Origin of the sequence: Streptomyces sp. NPDC012474 (assembly GCF_042955185.1) — a bacterium.
GTDB classification, from domain to species: Bacteria; Actinomycetota; Actinomycetes; order Streptomycetales; family Streptomycetaceae; genus Streptomyces; species Streptomyces cahuitamycinicus.
In genome coordinates this window covers 50,929-68,897 of sequence record NZ_JBIBEP010000027.1, presented here as the reverse complement: position 1 = coordinate 68,897, position 17,969 = coordinate 50,929, and the positions used below count along the sequence as shown (strand labels likewise).

General features: G+C 71.2%; 14 protein-coding genes and 1 pseudogene. 1 reads left to right on the top strand and 14 read right to left on the bottom strand.

Annotation, left to right across the window (positions count from 1 at the left end; all coding sequences use genetic code 11):
* Positions 1–21: 21 nt before the first annotated feature.
* The 14 genes and pseudogenes from ACFY9S_RS37615 to ACFY9S_RS37550 form a co-directional block, all read right to left on the bottom strand.
* Positions 22–471 (bottom strand): hypothetical protein, encoded by a 450-nt coding sequence (locus ACFY9S_RS37615; protein ID WP_391138115.1) that lies wholly within the window; start codon positions 469–471, stop codon positions 22–24.
* Positions 472–631: 160 nt separating this feature from the next.
* Positions 632–2,455 (bottom strand): ATP-binding cassette domain-containing protein, encoded by a 1,824-nt coding sequence (locus ACFY9S_RS37610; protein ID WP_391138159.1) that lies wholly within the window; start codon positions 2,453–2,455, stop codon positions 632–634.
* Positions 2,401–2,802: pseudogene (locus ACFY9S_RS37605) on the bottom strand (ABC transporter permease subunit); the annotation flags it as partial. The pseudogene ACFY9S_RS37605 and the gene ACFY9S_RS37610, both read right to left, overlap by 55 nt.
* Before the next feature lie 302 nt (positions 2,803–3,104).
* Positions 3,105–4,058 (bottom strand): ABC transporter permease subunit, encoded by a 954-nt coding sequence (locus tag ACFY9S_RS37600; protein WP_391138112.1) that lies wholly within the window; start codon positions 4,056–4,058, stop codon positions 3,105–3,107.
* A complete protein-coding gene (locus tag ACFY9S_RS37595; protein ID WP_391138110.1) occupies positions 4,055–5,662 on the bottom strand; it encodes an ABC transporter substrate-binding protein in 1,608 nt (535 codons plus the stop codon). Before ACFY9S_RS37595 ends, ACFY9S_RS37600 begins: the two co-directional genes overlap by 4 nt.
* 85 nt (positions 5,663–5,747) lie before the next feature.
* A complete protein-coding gene (locus ACFY9S_RS37590) occupies positions 5,748–6,557 on the bottom strand; it encodes a methyltransferase domain-containing protein (RefSeq protein ID WP_391138107.1) in 810 nt (269 codons plus the stop codon).
* Entirely contained in the window at positions 6,554–7,834 is a 1,281-nt protein-coding gene (locus ACFY9S_RS37585) for an MFS transporter (RefSeq protein ID WP_391138104.1), read from the bottom strand. Before ACFY9S_RS37585 ends, ACFY9S_RS37590 begins: the two co-directional genes overlap by 4 nt.
* A complete protein-coding gene (locus tag ACFY9S_RS37580; protein WP_391138101.1) occupies positions 7,818–8,879 on the bottom strand; it encodes an enolase C-terminal domain-like protein in 1,062 nt (353 codons plus the stop codon). Before ACFY9S_RS37580 ends, ACFY9S_RS37585 begins: the two co-directional genes overlap by 17 nt.
* Positions 8,876–9,964 (bottom strand): pyridoxal-phosphate dependent enzyme, encoded by a 1,089-nt coding sequence (locus ACFY9S_RS37575; RefSeq protein WP_391138098.1) that lies wholly within the window; start codon positions 9,962–9,964, stop codon positions 8,876–8,878. The genes ACFY9S_RS37580 and ACFY9S_RS37575 overlap by 4 nt, the downstream gene beginning before the upstream one ends.
* The gene (locus tag ACFY9S_RS37570; RefSeq protein ID WP_391138095.1) at positions 9,961–10,809 is read right to left on the bottom strand and encodes a Rossmann-like domain-containing protein; all 849 of its coding nucleotides are present in this window, start codon (positions 10,807–10,809) and stop codon (positions 9,961–9,963) included. The genes ACFY9S_RS37575 and ACFY9S_RS37570 overlap by 4 nt, the downstream gene beginning before the upstream one ends.
* Positions 10,806–12,062, bottom strand: coding sequence for an ATP-grasp domain-containing protein (locus ACFY9S_RS37565; RefSeq protein ID WP_391138092.1), 1,257 nt, complete (start codon positions 12,060–12,062; stop codon positions 10,806–10,808). The genes ACFY9S_RS37570 and ACFY9S_RS37565 overlap by 4 nt, the downstream gene beginning before the upstream one ends.
* Before the next feature lie 494 nt (positions 12,063–12,556).
* Positions 12,557–13,057 carry a hypothetical protein gene (locus tag ACFY9S_RS37560; protein WP_391138089.1) on the bottom strand — a complete coding sequence of 167 codons (501 nt, stop codon included), beginning with the start codon at positions 13,055–13,057 and terminating at the stop codon, positions 12,557–12,559.
* Between the two features lie 431 nt (positions 13,058–13,488).
* Complete coding sequence (locus ACFY9S_RS37555; RefSeq protein WP_391138086.1) at positions 13,489–14,322, bottom strand: PIG-L family deacetylase; 834 nt, start codon at positions 14,320–14,322, stop codon at positions 13,489–13,491.
* 505 nt (positions 14,323–14,827) lie between these two features.
* Positions 14,828–15,583, bottom strand: a complete 756-nt coding sequence (locus ACFY9S_RS37550; RefSeq protein ID WP_391138156.1) for a methyltransferase domain-containing protein — start codon at positions 15,581–15,583, stop codon at positions 14,828–14,830.
* Between the two features lie 658 nt (positions 15,584–16,241).
* Here ACFY9S_RS37550 and ACFY9S_RS37545 point away from each other — a divergent pair.
* Positions 16,242–17,681 (top strand): VCBS repeat-containing protein, encoded by a 1,440-nt coding sequence (locus ACFY9S_RS37545; RefSeq protein WP_391138083.1) that lies wholly within the window; start codon positions 16,242–16,244, stop codon positions 17,679–17,681.
* Positions 17,682–17,969 lie beyond the last annotated feature (288 nt).

Here is a 17,969-nt window from a genome sequence, read left to right as displayed (position 1 = left end):
TCGGGAAGCCGGAGAGCCGTTTCACTCTCGCTGGGTGTTGTCCACGATGAAGCGGCGACTGAGGCTGATCTCGCTCGAGAGCAGGCCCGGGTCGGTGGTCACCGTCAGCTCGTACTCCCCGGCCCGCAACGCCCCCACGTCGAGCACTCGGTGGCTTCCGACCCACAGGGTGGGGACGATCTCGCCGTTCAGCCTGACCTCGACATTGCGCAGTGCGTCAATGGCCAGCTCCTGGTCGTCGACGCGATCGACCACGTCCACCGTGAGCCGGGCCTCGGGGAGCGCGGCGGTGTTCAGCACGCCGCTGTCGGGGATGCCGCGTACCCGGAGCTCCGGCTGATTCACCGCGTTGGCCACCGCGATGCAGCCGATCGCCAGGGCGGTGGCGACAACGGCGACCAGAAGTGTGAGGAGGACCCTGCGCCGGGACCGGGTTTGCACAGGGGACGACGTCTTCAGGGTCAGCCGCATGGACACATCCTTCGGGGAGTTGCTGCTGTGGGACCGTCGACGCCGCCTCGTCCCTCCCGTGGCCCGTACATCGGCCTCAGCCGGCCTCAGGAGATCGGGCCCGAGGCCAGGGACTCCGACCTGCGGGTGTCCGGCAGACCCTGATGGTGCCACCTCGCCGTCACGGTATCCAGTTCTCCCTCACGCTCCCCTCGGTGACTGGGTCCGATGCTCTCCAGAGCGGCGTGCACTTGACGAGCGAACTGGTGAAGGGGTGACGTGGCTCGGTGAGGATGCGCTGGGCCGGTCCCTGTTCGACGAGCTCACCGGCGTCCAGGACGGCGATGCGGTGGGCCAGGGCGGCTGTGTCCAGGTCGTGGGTGATCAGGACCAGGGACAGGTTGCCGCGGTCGCGGACCAGCGCCGTGAGGGTGTCGAGGATGCCGCGGCGGGTGACGGTGTCCAGGCCGGAGGTGATCTCGTCGCAGATGAGAACGCGGGGCTGGGCGAGGAGCGCGCGGGCGAGGGCGGCGCGCTGGAGTTCGCCGCCGGACAGCCTGCCGGGGCGTCTGCGGACCAGGTCCTCCGGAAGACCGAGGACGCTCAGGGTGGTCAGGGCTTCGGTCTCGGCGGCGCGGTCGTCGGTGCCGCGCAGCCGGACCGCGGTACGGGCCACCTGGTCCAGGACGGGCCGGTGTTCGTCGAAGGCGGCGCGCGCGTCCTGGAAGACGTACTGAACGGCCGCCAGGTGGGCGCGGGTGCGGTTTCGGAGGCTGCGCGGCAGGGGGATGTCGTCGAGGAGGACCTGCCCGTCATGGTCGCGGTGGAGCCCGGCCAGGCAGCGGGCGAGAGTGGTCTTGCCGCTGCCGGAGCGGCCGACCACGGCCAGGCATTCGCCCGGGTGCAGGTCGAGTTCGGGGGTGCGCACCACCACGGTCGTGCCCCGGGCGCCGTCGCGGTGGCGGGCGGTCAGATCGCGTACCCGCAGGATGGGCCGCTCGGTGTCGGCCGAGGTCACCTGCTGCGCGAACTCCGGTTGCTCGCGAAGGAGTTCGCGGGTCCATGTGTGCCGGGGCGCGAGCCATACGCGGTGTACGGGACCCGACTCCACGACGCGGCCCGCCCGCATGACGTGGACGTCGTCGGCGAGGGCCCGTACGACGTCGAGGTCGTGGCTGAGCAGGACGACCGCGATGCCGCGGGCCGCCACGGCCGCCAACTGGTCGACGATGCGGCTCTTGGTCAGGGCGTCCTGGCCGGTGGTGGGTTCGTCGGCGACGATGACGCGGGCGCCGAGCAGCAGGGCCTGGGCGAGCACGACGCGTTGCTGCTGGCCGCCGGAGAGCTGGTGCGGGTAGCGGCGCAGCAGGGTCTCGGCATCGGCGAGTTGGGCTTCGGCGAGGGCGTGCAGGACGCGTTCGCGTGCTGCTCCTCGGCGCCTGCCGCGGGGCAGGTGGCGTACCTGGGGGCGGGCGATGTCGGTGAGGAGAGCAGTGATGCGGCGGGCGGGGTTGAGGACAGCCGCCGGATGCTGGGGGATGTAGCCGACCAGGCCGTCGGCCGCCAGGCGTACGTCGCCGGTGACGCGGGCGCCGGGCGGGTACTCGCCGAGCAGGGCCAGGCCGGTGGTGCTCTTGCCGCTGCCGGAGGCGCCGACCAGGGCCGTGATCTTGCCGGGCCGGGCCCTGAGGCTGACTCCGTCGACGATCGCCCTGCCGTCGATCTCGACGCGCAGGTCGCGGATCTCGGCCGCGGGATCCACAGTGGTGTCGTTCTCGTGGTTCACGGACGTACGTCCTTCACTGTCCGGCGCCGGATGGTTCCGCCCGTGCTCCCGGACTCGGGTGTGCGGACGAGGGGGCCTCGTCCCACGCCCTTGTCCAGCGCGGCGTCGAAGAGGAGGTTGGTGCCCATCGTCAGGGCGACGATCAGCAGGGCGGGGACGACCACGGCCCACGGCTGGACGAACAGGCCGGTGCGGTTGCGGTCGACCATGACCGCCCAGTCGGCCGCGTCGGGCGCCACGCCGACGCCGAGGAACGCGGCCGTGGCGACCAGGTACAGCACGCCGGTCAGCCGGGTGCCGGCGTCGGCGGCCAGGGTACGGAGCATGGAGCGGCCGACGTAGCCGACGGCCACGCGCCACCACGTTTCGCCCTGCATGCGCAGTGCCTCGACCGCGGGCCGGGCGGCGGCCTCCGTGGCGGCGGCGCGTACGAGGCGGGCCGCGTCCGGCACGTTGACCAGCGCGACCAGCAGGGCGAGGCCGACAGCGCCGGGGGAGAAGACCGTGGCGGCCAGCAGGATCAGCAGCAGCGACGGGACGGCGAGCAGGACGTCCAGGGGCCGCATCAGCAGATCCTCCAGCCAGCGGTGGTGGGTCAGCGCCCCGGCCAGGCCGATGGGCAGGGCCACGAGGTAGGCCAGGGCGGTCGCGGCGAGCGCGGTCAGCACGACCGGCCGGCCGCCGTGCGACACCTGCCGCCATACGTCGCGGCCGACGAAGTCGGTGCCGAGCCAGTGCCCGTCGCCGAGGGTGAAGGACGCGGCCCGTGGGCCCGGTTCACCCGCGAAGACGGGGCCGAGCAGGGCGAGGACGAGCGGCACGGCGATGACCGCGATGCCGAGTACGAAGCGGCCCGTACGCAGGTTCTTCACGCGGCCACCCCCGCCCGGGGCGCGAGGCGGTGGGCGACCAGGTCGGCGCCGAGGTTGAGCACGACGGTCAGGACGCCGAACACCACGGCGAGGCCCTGGACGACAGGTACGTCGCGTTCCGCGACGGCGTTGAGCAGGACGGTGCCGAGTCCCGGGATCACGAACAGCGCCTCCACGACGATGACGCCGCACAGCAGCCAGTCGACGGTGCGCGCGAGTTGCTGGGCGGTGGGGGCGAGGGCGCCCGGCAGAGCGTGGGTGTAGCGGACGCGGGCGCCGGAGACGCCGTAGCGCTGGGCCTGCGCCACGTACGGGGCGGCGAGCGCGTCGATCATGCCGGCGCGTACCAGCCGCACCAGGGAGCACACGGGCCGGGCCAGCAGGACGAGCACGGGCAGGACGAGCGCGGCCGGGTGGCCGAGCAGGTCGGTTCCGTAGCCGACGGCGGTCGGCGGCAGCCAGCCCAGCCGGATCGCGAGGACGGTCACCAGCAGCACGCCGAGGGCGAACTCGGGCACCGCGTACACGGCGAGCGTCACCGAGCTGATCAGCCGGTCGACGAGCCGCCCCTCGTGGCGGGCGGCCAGCACGCCGAGGCCGAAACCTACCGGGACGAGCAGCGCCACGGTGAGCGTGGCCAGCAGCACGGTGGCGCCGAAGCCGTCGGCGATGTACTGGCCGACGGGGCGGCCGGAGGTGAGCGACGTGCCGAGGTCGCCGTGCAGCAGGCCCGCCGCCCAGTCGGCCAGCCGCTGCCACGCGGGCCGGTCCAGGTTCATGGCCTCGCGGATGGCCTCGATGCGGGCCGGGTCGGGCTGGTCCCCGGCGAGGGCGACGGCGGCGTCGCCCGGCAGCGCCTCGGTCAGCGCGAAGACCAGCAGCACCACGGCCACGGTCTGCAGGGCGCCGAGGACCAGCCGCCGGGCGACGAAGGAGCGCAGTCCGCTCACGCGAGCCACACCTTGTCGAAGCGGGCCCAGTCCAGGGTGTTGGCGGGTGCCTTGGTCTCAACCCCCTTCACCGCACGGGCCGTTCCGATGATCCAGTCCGCGAAGCCCCAGATCAGGAAGCCGCCCTCGGAGTACAGACGGCGCTGCATCCGCTCGTAGACGGCGGCCCGCTCGGTCGTGTCGCGGGTGGACTGCGCCTGCTGGTAGAGGGCGTCGAAGTCCTTGTGCTGCCACTTGGTGGCGTTGGTGGTGGAGTCGCTGAGCAGGCGCTGGGAGATGTGGGCCTCGATGGGCATCGCTCCGGAGCGGTAGCAGCACAGGGTGCCGGAGCCGAGGATGTCGCTCCAGTACGAGTCCTTGCTGCCCATCTTCACGTCGATGGTGACGCCCGCCTGCTTCGCCTGGTCGCGGAAGATACTGGCGGCCTCGGTGAAACCGGCGGCGACGGCTGAGGTGTCGAGGGTGACCTTGAGGTTCTCGGCGCCCGCCTGCTTGAGCAGGGCGCGGGCCCTGTCGAGGTCCTGCTCGCGCTGGGGCAGGTTGTCGGCGTAGTACTCGTAGCCCTTGCCGAACAGGTCGTTGCCGACCTCCCCGCCACCGGACAGGGCACCGTCGACGAGCTCCTTCCGCTCGGCGATGAGGAAGAACGCCTGGCGCACCCGCTTGTCGTCGAAGGGCGGCCGGTCCGTCTTCATGCAGAACGCCTGCATGGAACTGCCCCGCAGCCGCACGATCTCGATCTGGCCCTTGCCCTCGTGGGCGCGGGCGGTGGTGGGGTTGAGCTCGTGGGCGTACTCGACCTGTCCGCCGAGGAGCGCGTTGACGCGGGCGGACTCCTCGTTGGCGATGACGAACTCGATCTCGTCGAGGTGGGGGGCGCCGTCCCAGTAGTCGTCGTTGCGACGGAAGACGGCGGAGCGGCCGGGGACGAAGGAGACGAACCGGAACGGGCCGGATCCGACCGGCTTCTTGTCGAACCCGGTCGCGTTCTCAGGCACGATGTACGCGCCGAACGCGGCCAGGAGGTTGGGGAATTCGGCGGTGGGGCGCTTGAGGACGAACTCGATGGACCGCTCATCGGTGGCCCGGCTGGCGTCGAGGTCGATGGGCTCCAGGGACGCCTTGGCGCGGAACGCCTGCTTCGGGTCGGCGATCCGCCGGTAGCTGTAGAGGACGTCCTGGGCGGTGACCGGCTTGCCGTCGTGGAAGGTGGCCTCGCGCAGGGTGACCTGCCAGCGGTCCAGGGTCTTGTTCGGCTCCCACTTCGCGGCGAGGCGGGGCTGGGCGGACAGGTCGGGGCCGTAGTCGGCGAGCTTGTCGAACAGCGCCTTGGCACGGGCGACATCGGCGAAGAGGTTGGACAGATGCGGGTCGAGGGTCTCGCCGGCGCCGCCGCCGGCGAACGCGGCGCGCAGCCGCCCGCCTCGCTTGGGTGTGCCGTCGCCCTTGTTCTCGCCGCTGCCGGAGCCGTTGCCGGAACTGCCGCATCCGGCGAGGGCGAGCGCACCGAGCGAGGCGGCGCCCGTGGCGGCGAGGAAGCCGCGGCGGCGCAGGCTCGGGAAGTGGTCCGGGGAGGGGAGGTGACGGGTGGATTCGTCGTGCATGCGGATTCCTCGGTCTGTGTGGTGTGCCGTTGCGGTGCCGGAGGGGCCGACAGATTCGGGACGTCAGGACGCGGAGGCGGGTTCGTCAGGCAGGCCCGGTCAGGCGCGCCACCACGTGCAGCCGGTCGGCGTCGGCGGCAGAGCCGGGGAACCGGCCTTCGTGCCAGGGCGGCTCGGTGCGCGGGCCGGGCCCGTCGTGGAGCTCCAGGACCTCGAAGCCGTGCGTGGCCAGCAGGTGGCGCAGTTCCTGCGGGAACAGCAGCCGCCAGGCGGAACGCTGCTCGACGGGCTCCGACCCGTCGTCCGTGGTCCACACGCGTGTACGGCGCAGGAGCTGAGCCGTCCGGTCCACTGTGAGTGTGGTGGTGGACCGGTAGACGGTGCCCCGCCAGGTGAACTGGTTGACGGTGGGGGCGTCGAGCAGGTCGGTCCGGCCGAGGAAGTACGCGCCGTTGCGCATCTCCGCGACGAGCAGGCCGCCCCGGGCGAGTGCGCGACGGCAGGAGGACAGGAAGCCGTCGAGCCGGTCGTTGGTGTGGCAGTACAGCAGGGCGCTGTCCAGGCACACCACGGCGTCGAACACCCCCTGGCCGAGGTCGAATCCGTGCAGGTCGGCGCGGACGTACCCGGGCCCGGGATGGTGGGCGCGGGCGTGGTCGAGCATCGCCTCGGACAGGTCGGCGCCGGTCACCTCGCGGCCGGCGCCGTGCAGGTGGGCGGCGTCGCGGCCGGTGCCGCAGCCCATGTCCAGCACGCGCGGTCCCGCCTCGTGCCGCCGCAGGCAGTCCTCCGTCCAGCGTCCGGCCAGCCGGTCCGGGTCGGGGAAGCGGGCCTCGTACAACTCGGGGTTGCCCGTGAGCAGGTTGTGCGTACGCGTGGTCGTCGTGGAGGTCATGCCGGTGTCCTTCCTCCGGCCGTCGCGGGTACGGCGGGCTTCGAGGGCGCCGGCAGCGACCCGAGCCGGTGCAGCCAGGCCACGCCGAGCGCGGAGGCGAGCCCGAACAGGGCACAGCACGCCCACGGCAGCCAGCCGCCGGCGCCCCGCTCCCCGGCGTCCATGGCCCAGCCGACGACGGTGTTGCCGACGGCGGCGGCGACGCCCGAGACGACGTAGAAGACCCCGAAGTAGGTGCCGGTGAGTTCGGGCCGGCCGAAGCCGGGGATCAGCTCCATCACGAACGGCTGGGCGATCATCACTCCGAGCGAGAGCAACAGGGCTCCCGCCAGCACGGGCAGGGTGCGCAGTGCCGCATCGGCCACGCCGTCCGGTCCGCCGGACGCACCCGCGACCACGGCGGGCGGCACGAAGCCCAGCGCCATGAGGCCCAGCCCCGCCGAGATCCAACGTGCCCGGTTTCCGCGCTGCTTGAGAGCGCGGGTCATCCGCAGCTGGAGCGCGAGATGGGCAAGGGTGCCGACGAGGAAGACGAGGCCGGCCGCGCCGTCCCAGCCGGTGGCCTGCCGTGCTCCGGCGGGCAGGAGCAGGTACAGCTGGTTCTCCAGGGTGAACATGCCGACCATGGCGAGCGCGAAGGCGAGGAACGCGCGGTTGCCGACGACCTCGCGCCAGTCCGCGAGCACCGTGCCCTTGCTCGGCTCGATCTCCCGTGCGGGAAGGACCCGCGCCTGGGCGACGGTGAGGACGGCGAAGATTCCGGCGGCGGTCAGGGCCGACGCGCGGAAGTCCACGAGCAGCAGCGCGCTGCCCAGCAGCGGACCGATCAGTGCGCCCGCGGTGGCGAACACGTTGAACAGGGCGAACGCCTCCGCCTTGCGCTCGTCGGCCTCCTGGGCGATGTAGGCGCGAACGGCCGGGTTGAACAGCGCGCCGGCGAAGCCGCTGAGCACGGAGGCGGCGAGCAGCACCGCCAGGTTGTCACCGAGGGCGAACAGCGCGAACCCCACCGTGCGCAGGGCGCACCCGGTGATGATCACGCCGCGCGCGCCGAGCCGGTCGGCAGCGGAACCACCGATGATGAACAGGCCCTGCTGGCTGAGGTTGCGCACGCCGAGGACGACGCCGACGACGGCGGCCGACAGGCCCAGGTTCTCGGTGAGGTGGGTGGCCAGGTAGGGGATGAGGAGGTAGAAGCCGGTGTTGACGCCGAGCTGGTTGACCAGCAGGAGCTGGACCGCGAGCGGGAAGCGGCGCATCTCACGCCACGTCTTCACGGCTCACCTCCCGCGGCTCGACGCCCAGGCCGGGCAGGCCACTTGCCCGTACGTAGCCGTCCTGCCCGCCGATGCCGGTCCAGGGGTCGTGGGCGAGCAGCAGGTGTCCGTCGAGGTCGGCCCAGCGGGCGCGGTCGGCGAGGTGCACGGCGGGCGCGAGTCCGAGGCTGCTCGCGGTCAGGCAGCCCAGCATGAGCTCGGTGCCGCTGCCGTCGATCAACTCGGTGATGCGCAGGGCCGTGTGCACCCCGCCGCACTTGGCGAGCTTGATGTTGACGCCGTGGACGCGTCCGGCCAGACGGCGGACGTCCTCGAGGCTGACGGCGTCCTCATCGGCGATGACCGGCAGCGGCGAGCGTTCGGCCAGGGCGCCCAACGCCTCAGGATCGCCGGGTGCGACGGGCTGTTCGACGGCTTCGACACCGAGGTCGGCGAACCGGGGGAGCAGCGCCTCGGCCTGCGCCGTGGTCCAGGCGCCGTTGGGGTCGAGCAGCAGCCGGACCCGGGGCGCGGCGTCACGGATGACGCGGACGCGCTCGACGTCGTCCTCGGGATCCGGGGCCCCGGCCTTCACCTTGATGACGTGGAAGCCGCTCGCCGCGAGACAGCGGGCCTGCGCCGCCGCGTGGGCGAGCGACGTGATGCCGATGGTGCGGGCGGTCGCGGTGACCGGGGCCTCGGGGGCGCCGAGGAGCCGGTGGACGGGGCTGCCCGCGCGTTTGCCGACGAGGTCGAGCAGGGCCGCCTCGACGGCGGCGGTCACGGCCGGGGGAGTGCCGTCACCGGTCGACTCGCCCGTCCGCAGAGCTTCCAAGGCGCTCTCCGGGTCGCCGAAGCGGGCAAGATCCGCACAGACAGTGCCGAGGAACCGGCCGAGGGTCTCGGCGTCGAGGCGGTAATAGACGCTGGTGACGGCCTCACCATGCCCGGTGAGGCCCTCGTGCTCGATACTCAGCCACACGGCGTCGCGGACGGACATCGTCGAGCGGGAGATGCGCAGTGGCTCGGTGAGTTCGAGGCGTACGGTGCGCCGGCTGGCCTTCACGGGTTCCCTTCCGCATGGGGGACGGCCTTCAACGGGTCGTGGACGCGCGTGCACCGCACCCAGCCGGTGGCCTCGGCCGCGTACGGGTGCGGGATCTCCACGGGCCGGGTGGCGGTCGCGGACGGGTCGATGCCCTGGGCCGCGGTGAAGTCGTCGTCGTAGACGGTGCCGAGGTAGCGGTGCGGGCCGTCGGGGAAGACCGTGGCGACGACCGCGCCCGGGTGGACGCGGGCCGCCCAGGCGGCGACGCGGGCGACCGCCCCGGTGCTCCAGCCGCCGCTGACGAAGCTGCCGCGGGCCAGGCGGCGGCAGCTGTCCACGGCCTCGGCCGGGCCGACCCAGTGGACCTCGTCGAAGGCGTCGTAGGCGACGTTGCGCGGGTGGATGCTGCTGCCCAGACCGCGCATCAGCCGCGGCCGGGCGGGCTGGCCGAAGATGGTGGAGCCGGTGGAGTCCACGCCGATCAGCCTCAGCGCGGGCCAGTGGCGGCGCAGCGGGCCGATGATCCCGGCGCTGTGGCCGCCGGTGCCGACGCTGCACACCAGGATGTCCAAGTGGTCGAGCTCGACGGCGAGCTCGGCGGCCAGGGAGGCGTAACCGGCACTGTTGTCGGGATTGTTGTACTGGTCGGGCCAGTACGCACCCGGCAGCGCGGCGAGCAGCTCGCGCAGCCGGGCCAGCCGGGCGGCCTGCCAGCCACCCTGCGGCGCCGGTCGGTCCACGATCTCCAGCCGCACCCCGTGAGCGCACAGCAACTGCCGCATGGACGGCTCCAGTTCATTGTCGCCGACCAGCACGACGGGGTGGCCGAGAGCCTGCCCGGCAAAGGCGAGCCCGATGCCGAGGGTGCCGGAGGTGGACTCCACGACCGGGGCACCGGACCGCAGTTCGCCGCGCTCGCGGGCACCCATCAGCATGGACACGGCGGCCCGGGCCTTCATACCGCCCGCGGCGAGCCCTTCGAGCTTGGCCCAGAAACCGGGGTGCGGTTCCGGGAGCCCGGCGGTGATGCGCACCAGGGGGGTACGGCCGAGCAGGGTGAGCAGTTCGGGGCGGGCGGCAGGGCGTACGGCGGTCGCGGTCACCGGGAGCCTCCTGCACCGTCGGCGCGGTAGCGGTAGAGGGTGCCGGGACCGCCGTCCAGCCAGAAGAAGGGGTACGGCTCCGCGCACACCGCGCTCACCCCGTGGCCCAGGAGGCGGGGCAGCACGGCGCTGCCGGTCTGGGCGAACATCACCAGCTGCTTGCCGTGCCGCAGGGCGTGCTCCCGCAGCGGCTCGAAGGTCCCGTTGCCCAGCGTCATCCCGGAGACGAGCAGCGCATCGCACCGGCCGGCCTCGGCCGGCGCGTCGGTGACGACCTTCTCGTCCCACTCCGTGGCCCCGCCCTTGAGATCGCACGGAACATAGGTCATCCCCCGCGAACGCAGTGCCTCCAGCAGGGAGTTGACGACGCCGATCACGAGCACCGTCGCCCCCGGCGGCAGGTCGAGCAGCTCGACCACCGCCCGCGCCCGGGCCCGGGACTTCTCCAGCGACGTCCCGGCCGGCAGCGACACGGGCCGGGCCCCGTTGTCCGGGGTATGCGGGGTGACGTGCATGAGGTAGGCGTCGAGGGCGGCCACGCGCACCGGAAGCAGCGGGTGCTCCAGCAGCCGGGCCAGGTCCACGCCGACGCAGTCCTCGACCGCGCTGTCGGGCAGCGCGCCGGGTTCGACCGCGCAGGAGCCGACGGCTTCGGCCAGGCGCAGGCTGAGTACCTCGTTGCGGTAGCCGGTGCCGCGCCCGGTGTGCCGTACGGCCTGCCGTGTGGTGAAGGCCACGGCGATCCGCAGGGCGGCCGGGTCCGGGCCGAGTTCGCCGGCGCGGGCCCGCGCCATGAGTTCGTCGTACGTCGTCACGCGGGCGGACGCCGAGGTGGCGGAGGTCATCGGATCACCAGCCCGGACCGCAGCTCGCCGAGCAGGACCTCGACCCGGTCGCGGGCGCCGAGCCCGTCGGCGTCGCCGACCATGACGTGTCCGAGGTACTCGTTGTTGCTGCCCGCCGCCTTCACCTGCCCGCCGGGCTCGGCGAGTTGCATCTCCAGCACGTCCGGCACGGTCCGCAGGTGGCCGCCGTCCAGCGCCTCGAGCGTGCCCGCGGTCTCCGGGACGAGGAAGCCGATGGCGGCACTGCGCAGTCCGGTGTCCGTGCGCCGCAGGTCGGGTGCGCGGCCCAGGGAGACCTCCACGAAGGCCGCGACCAGGTCGATGCCGGTGACGTGGCGTATGAGCTCGGTGATGCGGTTCCCGGCGGGCCGGGGGTTGACCTCGACCACGCGCGGTCCGGCGGCGGTGAGCTTGATCTCGGTGTGCGCGACGACGCAGTCGGTCAGGCCGAGCGCCTTGAGGGCGCCGAGTGCTGTCTGCTCGGCGGCCTCGGCGTCCGCGGCCGGCAGGGCGGCGGGGAACATGTGGCCGGTCTCGATGAATCCGGGCGCCCCGCCGACGCTCTTGTCGGTCACGCCGAGCACGTGGACCGCGCCCGCGTGCGAGACGGTCTCGACGCTCACCTCCGGGCCGTCCAGGTGTTCCTCGAGCAGCACCACGGGCGCTCGCCGCTGCCCGCGCGCGTTGACCGGGAAGTCGGCCAGCGCCCGTACGACGACGGCGAGTTGGCCCTCGTCGTCCACCCGCCGCACGTACATGCCCGCGCACAGGTCGACGGGCTTGACCACGAGCGGGTAGCCGATCTCCCGTGCCGCCCGAACGATGTCGGCCCACTCCTCGTGCACCGCGAAGCGCGGCCCGGGCACCCCCGCATCGGCCAGTACCCGTCGGGTGGCGTCCTTGCGGCAGGCGTTCCCGACCGCCTCGGGGCTCGGTGAGGGCAGACCGAGCCGCCCGGCCGTCCGCGCCACCGTCGGCAGGTAGTAGTCGCAGGACGTGATCACCCCGTCGAAGCCGAACGCCGCGTGCAGCCGCTCGACGTGAGGCAACAGGGCCCCGGTGTCGTTGGTGTCCGCCGTGATGATGTTGCGCGCCCCGAGCAGTGGGTGTGCCGCCCCTTCGGGCGCAGAGCGCAGGTAGTGATGCAGATCGCGGGTGAGGAACGTGAACTCGTGCCCACCCTCCCGTATCGCCCGTGGCAGCAGTCTGCTCATCGATCCGACCCAGCTCTCGACCACCAGCAGATGAGCCACAGCTCCCCTTTGTTCATGCCGTTTCGTGCGGTGTGGTTCTGACGTCCGGGCAGCCCGACGGAACCTCCCTGAGGAAGCGGGCCGGGCTTTACCGATGAACACGGTATCGGTAATCATTTTCATTTGTCACTACCTCAACGGACCCGACCGGAGACACTCCGTGATCCCACGCGTCCATCGCCCTGCCCTGCTGTGCGCTCTGGCGGCGGCCACGGCGGCCGCGGCGACCGTCCTGCCCGCCGCCCGGGCCGCGGCCGAGCCGCCTCGCTTCGGCACCTGCCCCGGCTCCGCACCGAACCCCCGGCGCCGGAACGCGTCGAGTGCGCCTTCCCGAGGACTGGCTGCGGTGCGGAGAGGCATCAGCGACTGCTCCGCTCGCGTCGGCAGGCGGCGAGTACGCGGATCGATCAGCGGGTGAAGGGCTGCCGAGCAGGATGCTGGGGACACCCCACGCCGTACGTTCCGGCAGCCGTGAACAGTACGGGGCTCAACGCCTACAAGGTGGGTGAGCGGTGTGTGGGGGCAGACACCTGTGTGCCGTTTTCCAAGGCGCGCATGAGCCGCAAGGGGACCCGCAAGAACACGATCAGCGTGCCCAACACCGTGGCGTGACCAAAGCCCCAGATGGCAGTCACCACGACGACGTCGTCCAAGTACTCGACGCCAGGGGGCCGCGCGGAGGCGAGCCACAGAATGAGGCCGGCCTCCGCTGTGAAGTGGGCCGCGGCCATGAGGAGCCAGTACATGACGCCGAATACGGAGTGGACCCACGGCAGCATCACGCGGTAGTTACGGAAGACCCAGGCGTAGAACCTCAGGGGATTCGCCGGTCCGGCCCCTGCTTCAACGGCTCCCCTGGTGGCCGCCACTACGGCGTCGGCTTTGCTGTCCCAGTAGGCGTAGACGACCCGGGCCTCCGCCGCGCACATCAGCATGACAAGCGGAATGACGGTCACCATGGCCGACGCGAACTCGGTGCTCATCTTTGTGGTCACGCGGTAGTTCCCCTCCCCCCGAGCATCAGGTGGACACTAGCGGGACACATCCACACCTTCCACCACCACCGTCCGGACGCCCGGTCCTCGACCAACCGGAAGGAGCCGGACGCGCTGCAACTCTTCTCTCCCGCGCCCGGCATGGCCGGGGCGGTCCAGGCTGAGCTGCCGCGCCCCAGTCACGCTCGAAAACAGGTGGTACAGGCCGAAGGCGCCGGGGCACAAGAACCCGGGCCAGTACCCCGGCCCGGCACAGGACCGGGGTCGCGAGCAACACGGGCGCGCCCTGGCCCGTGACGGTGTGTCAGTCGCGGCAGCGCCGGATGTCTCCACCGCAGGTCCACCAGCAGAAGAATCCGAACAGGATCCCCGCCACGGCTATGAAAGCGGCGGCCCGTCCGACGAGGCCGAGGGACTCCTCCGCGCTCGGATCAGCGCAGTCCGGCGAAGAGATCGGTTTCGGGTACGGCCGCGCCGGTGGCGTCCTGGACACGTACGAAGGTCTCCATGCCCATCAGCTCACCGAACCTCTCCTTGCCCATCCTGAGGAAGAAGATGTTCTCGCCCTGGCTGGCGTGCGCGGCCAACGCGTCGAACTTCTGGCCGCTGAACGCGGTGGTGTCCACCCACGTGGTGATCTCATCGTCGGGGAGGCCGATCTCGGCGATCGCGGCGGCTTCCGCAGGATCCGGCTCCGGCATGTCCTCACCGAACTCGCGCATGATCTCGCCGAACCGCTGCATCATCGAGCGGGGCATCGTGGTCCAGTACACCTTCGGTGTCAGCGCGGTCATCTCCAGCGCCGCCATCGTGATGCGGTGGGCCTGGATGTGGTCGGGGTGACCGTAGAAGCCGTTCTCGTCGTAGGTGACGACCACATCAGGTCGGTAGTGCCGCATGAGTTCCGCAAGTCTGGCCGCGCCTTCCGGCACCGGGGTCTGCCAGAAGGATCCGGGGGCGTCGTTGCTCGGCCAGCCCGCCATCCCGGAGTCGGCATAATCCAGCATCTCCAGATCGCTGACCTTCAGGACGTCACAGCTCGCCTCGAGTTCTCGACGGCGCATCTTGGCGACCGCCGCCGGATCGTGCCCGGGACCACCCGGCTTGACACCGCCCGGTCCGTCACCGCAACCGCCGTCGGTACACGTCACGAGAACTGTGCGGATGCCTTCCGCCGCGTACCGGGCGAGGACGCCTCCGGTTCCGGTTGCCTCATCGTCGGGGTGGGCGTGTACGGCCATGAGCGTCAAGGGTCGGTCAGTCATGAAACGTCCTCCTGCAGAAATACGTCCTGGTCCGAGTGCGCGGCGGGCGTACCGCGATCCCGGGGCCCGGATCCTGGTGGGGCCGACGACCTTGTGGTCTCGGTGTTCCCCGCCCGTGCGGCGCCGGTCCCTCGGTCGGTGTAACCATGCCGGGCGGGCCGGCTGTTCCCGGCGTGGCCGCCTGTCTGTGATCAACGGCCGGCCTGCGCAGCGACTCGCGGTCGGCGTCGGCCAGGTACTCACTCGCCTCGCGCAGTCGGCCGACGACGTGCGGCGGGGCCCACTGGGCAGTTCCGCCTGGGTGGGCAGCGTGGCGGCGCTCTGTTCGCGATCTGACCGCGACCAGGAAACAGCGCCACACCGTCACCCCGGATCTACCGCCGTCTGATCGACGAGCACTCCTCGTCCGAGGCGTTGCGTTGACCACTTGAACCCGCACCGATGAGAGGGCGCAAGCATCCTGTGAGCAACCGCGCGGTCCGGCCAGAGACTGAGAGTCCGGTGTTCATACCTTGCTCGCGACCACCATGTAGTTCTCGGCCTCAAGATCGAACGTGCTCAGTTCCGTTTGGAGTCCGACCCGGTGCAGCTCGACTTCGAGTTCCTCGTACCGGTAGGGCCAGCAGGACAGCAGTTCCGAGCGGACAAGCACCAACCCGGTCGCGTCAACTTGCGCGATCGCAATCTCGATGTGGTGCTCCTCCTCCCAATGCGGCGCGATCTCCCAGCGGTAGACCACGACGGCATCGCGACCGTTCCGGCGGACGAGTCGGTCACTGATCTCCAGCCGGGAACCTCTGGCCCTCACGAGTTCCCAAGTGCGGGATGTGAGTACCAAGCGCCCGCCGGGGCGCAGAAGCCGTGACATCGACTCCAGAGCAGCACCCCTGCCTGTCGCGCCCGCGGCATGGTGAAGCGAGTTGCCAACGCAGAACACCATGTCGAACGTGTTGTCCTGGAAATGGTCGGGCAACTCTTCCCAGTTCGCCCGTACGGCCCGGACGGATGCCCCGAACTCCTCAGACAACTCCGCAGTCCGACGAACCATCGCCTCGCTGGCGTCAGTTGCGACAACCTGCATGCCACGACCGGCGAGGCCAACCGCCAACTGTCCGGTTCCACACGAACAGTCGAGGATGTGAGCGTTCGACGGCAGGAGACTGAGGACGTCGTCGAACGACGCAGCGAACTCGGCTGGAGGCAACTTTGCATCCGAGATGAGCCATTCGTACACCTCGGCAAGTACGTCATAGCCCGTCACAACCACTACCTCCGTCACGCGGCAGACTCACGGCAGGACGTCAGTCCATCAGCGGAGCAAGCCGGGCACCAACGGTTTTCGCAAGGATGGCTCTGACGGTGTTTGTGGGTTGTCAGTTGTCCGTCTGAGTGGATGTCTCACACCAGCCAGGTGGGTCAGACAGGACATTGAGGGGGCCTCCGGCCAAGCTCCTATCAGGTCATGTTCCACCTGGCCGGAGCCATGGAGAACGGGTCCCGGCAGCCGGACAGAACAGTCGCAGGACAGCCCAGCAGGACATCAGTCAGACCATGAGCCACGACCACCGGAACCCGCTACGAGTATCCATGTCGGACCCTTGCCGTACGCCCCATGCCGACCTGTGGAGATGACCGTCAACCCGCTGCTAATATCCGCTCACTTGGGCGAGAACAGGTCGCTTTGCGGGAGGGGGCCAACGGCGCGGAGTTGTCAGCCCGCCCAACCGGCCCTCGCACCCCTCTCGTCGGCGGCATCACCGACGTTGAAGAGCGGACTTGATCTCCCGCAAGGCCAACGGCAGTACTCGGGTACGGGACAGGTCGCCTTGTCCTGACCCGCCTCGCACCTTTCCATGCCTAGACGATTTTCCAGTTGCCGTCCGTTCGTCGACGGCAGCCCTGACGTGGGGGAGACTCAGATGACCAAGACAGACGGCGGCGGCAGATCTCGGGCCGTCGCCACTGCTGTGTTCGCCGGGCTGCTCGGCAGCCTGCCTATCTCGAGCGCGCACGCCGCCGGGGACACCGTCCCTGCGGACTTCAATGGCGATGGCTACCGCGACGTCGTACTGCGGGTGCCCGCCGCCGACATCGCCGGACGCGAGGACGCGGGCGCCGTGATCGTCCTGTACGGCTCTGCCTCCGGGCTCTCGCCGAAGTCCCGCGCCCTGATCACCCAGAACTCCCCCGGCGTCCCGGGAAGCGCCGAGCGGGGTGACCACTTCGGTGCCTCCACCGCCTCTGCCGACCTCGACCGGGACGGATACGCCGACCTGGTCGTCGGCGCGCCCTACGAGGATCTCGACCAGGGTGAGGACAAGGGCATGGTCACGGTCCTGTGGGGCAGCCGATCGGGCTTGGTGTCCGGGCGGACTCTGCCGACGTCCGGCAGCCCCGAGGACTTCGACCGCATCGGCCGGGACGTGGCCGCCGCGGGCAAGGGAATCTCGTCCACCAGTCTGGTGACGGTCGGAGGCTGGAACTACACCCAGACCCTCCGGGGCCCCTTCACCCGATCGAATGGGCCCGCCTCCGCGGAAATGGGACTCGGCGAGTGGTTCGGCTCCGTCGCCGCCGGTGACCTCGACCGCGACGGTCGCGCCGACACGGTGGCGGTGACGGGGCGGGCCGGCGGGTACACCGGCGGCCGGATCCACGTCAACGCCGAAAACCAACCGCAGTGGAGCGTCCCCCTGACCCACGGCGACGCCCTGGTGGCCACCGTCGGCGACGTCAACGGCGACGGATACGGCGACATCGTCGCCGGTGACCCCGACGAGCCCCGACAGCGCGGCGTCGACGGAGAGCACGGCGGGCGCATCCTCATCTGGTACGGCAGTTCGGCAGGGATACCGACCGACGCCACGCCCGTCGTCATTTCCCAGGACACCACCGGCGTCCCCGGATCCGGGGAAAAGGGCGACAAGTTCGGCGCATCGGTCGTGGTCGCGGACTTCAACGGCGACGGCGTCGGCGACATCACGGTGGGCGCGCCCGGCGAGAAACTCGGCACCATCGCCGGTGCCGGCATGGTGACGATCATCCCCGGCAAACGCACCGGCACCCCGGGCTCCGGCGCCTACTCCTACAGCCAGGACACCACCGGCGTCCCCGGCGGCAGCGAGAGCGGCGACCACTTCGGCACCACCATCTCGGCCGGTGACGTGAACCGCGACGGGCGCCCCGAACTCACCGTCACCGCGCACGGCGAGAACAACTACGCCGGGGCCGCGTGGATCCTGCCCGGAGGAACCACCCGGCCCACCGCGACCGGCAGCAAGATGTTCACCACCTCACAGCTCGGGCTCCCCGCCTCCGGATGGCAACTCCTCGGCGGCGACAGCCTCCCCCTGCTGTGACCACATGACGCAGGACGGCCCGGCCCGGGGCCGGGCCGTATACCGGACACCCCGCGAACCCCTGACGTCGAGCGAGCACCTTGGCTGACCGCCCCCGAGTTCGCAGGATGAACCAGCCCCGCTGGCGGCGCCGATCCGGTGGCGGCACAGGGCGGTTGTCGCTCCGTCCTCGCGGACAGAGCAGACGAAGGTGCCGGCGTGGTGTCGCCCGGGGAGGACCAAGCGGTGGTCTCGGGCGCGTCCGGTGACGGATCGGCGGGTGGGATGGCGGCTTCGGCGTATCGTGCT

Coding starts and splice junctions, on each gene's coding strand:
- ACFY9S_RS37615 (WP_391138115.1), bottom strand. CDS start 471: ATGCGGCTGACCCTGAAGACGTCGTCCCCTGTGCAAACCCGGTCCCGG.
- ACFY9S_RS37595 (WP_391138110.1), bottom strand. CDS start 5,662: ATGCACGACGAATCCACCCGTCACCTCCCCTCCCCGGACCACTTCCCG.
- ACFY9S_RS37590 (WP_391138107.1), bottom strand. CDS start 6,557: ATGACCTCCACGACGACCACGCGTACGCACAACCTGCTCACGGGCAAC.
- ACFY9S_RS37570 (WP_391138095.1), bottom strand. CDS start 10,809: ATGACCTCCGCCACCTCGGCGTCCGCCCGCGTGACGACGTACGACGAA.
- ACFY9S_RS37555 (WP_391138086.1), bottom strand. CDS start 14,322: ATGACTGACCGACCCTTGACGCTCATGGCCGTACACGCCCACCCCGAC.
- ACFY9S_RS37545 (WP_391138083.1), top strand. CDS start 16,242: ATGACCAAGACAGACGGCGGCGGCAGATCTCGGGCCGTCGCCACTGCT.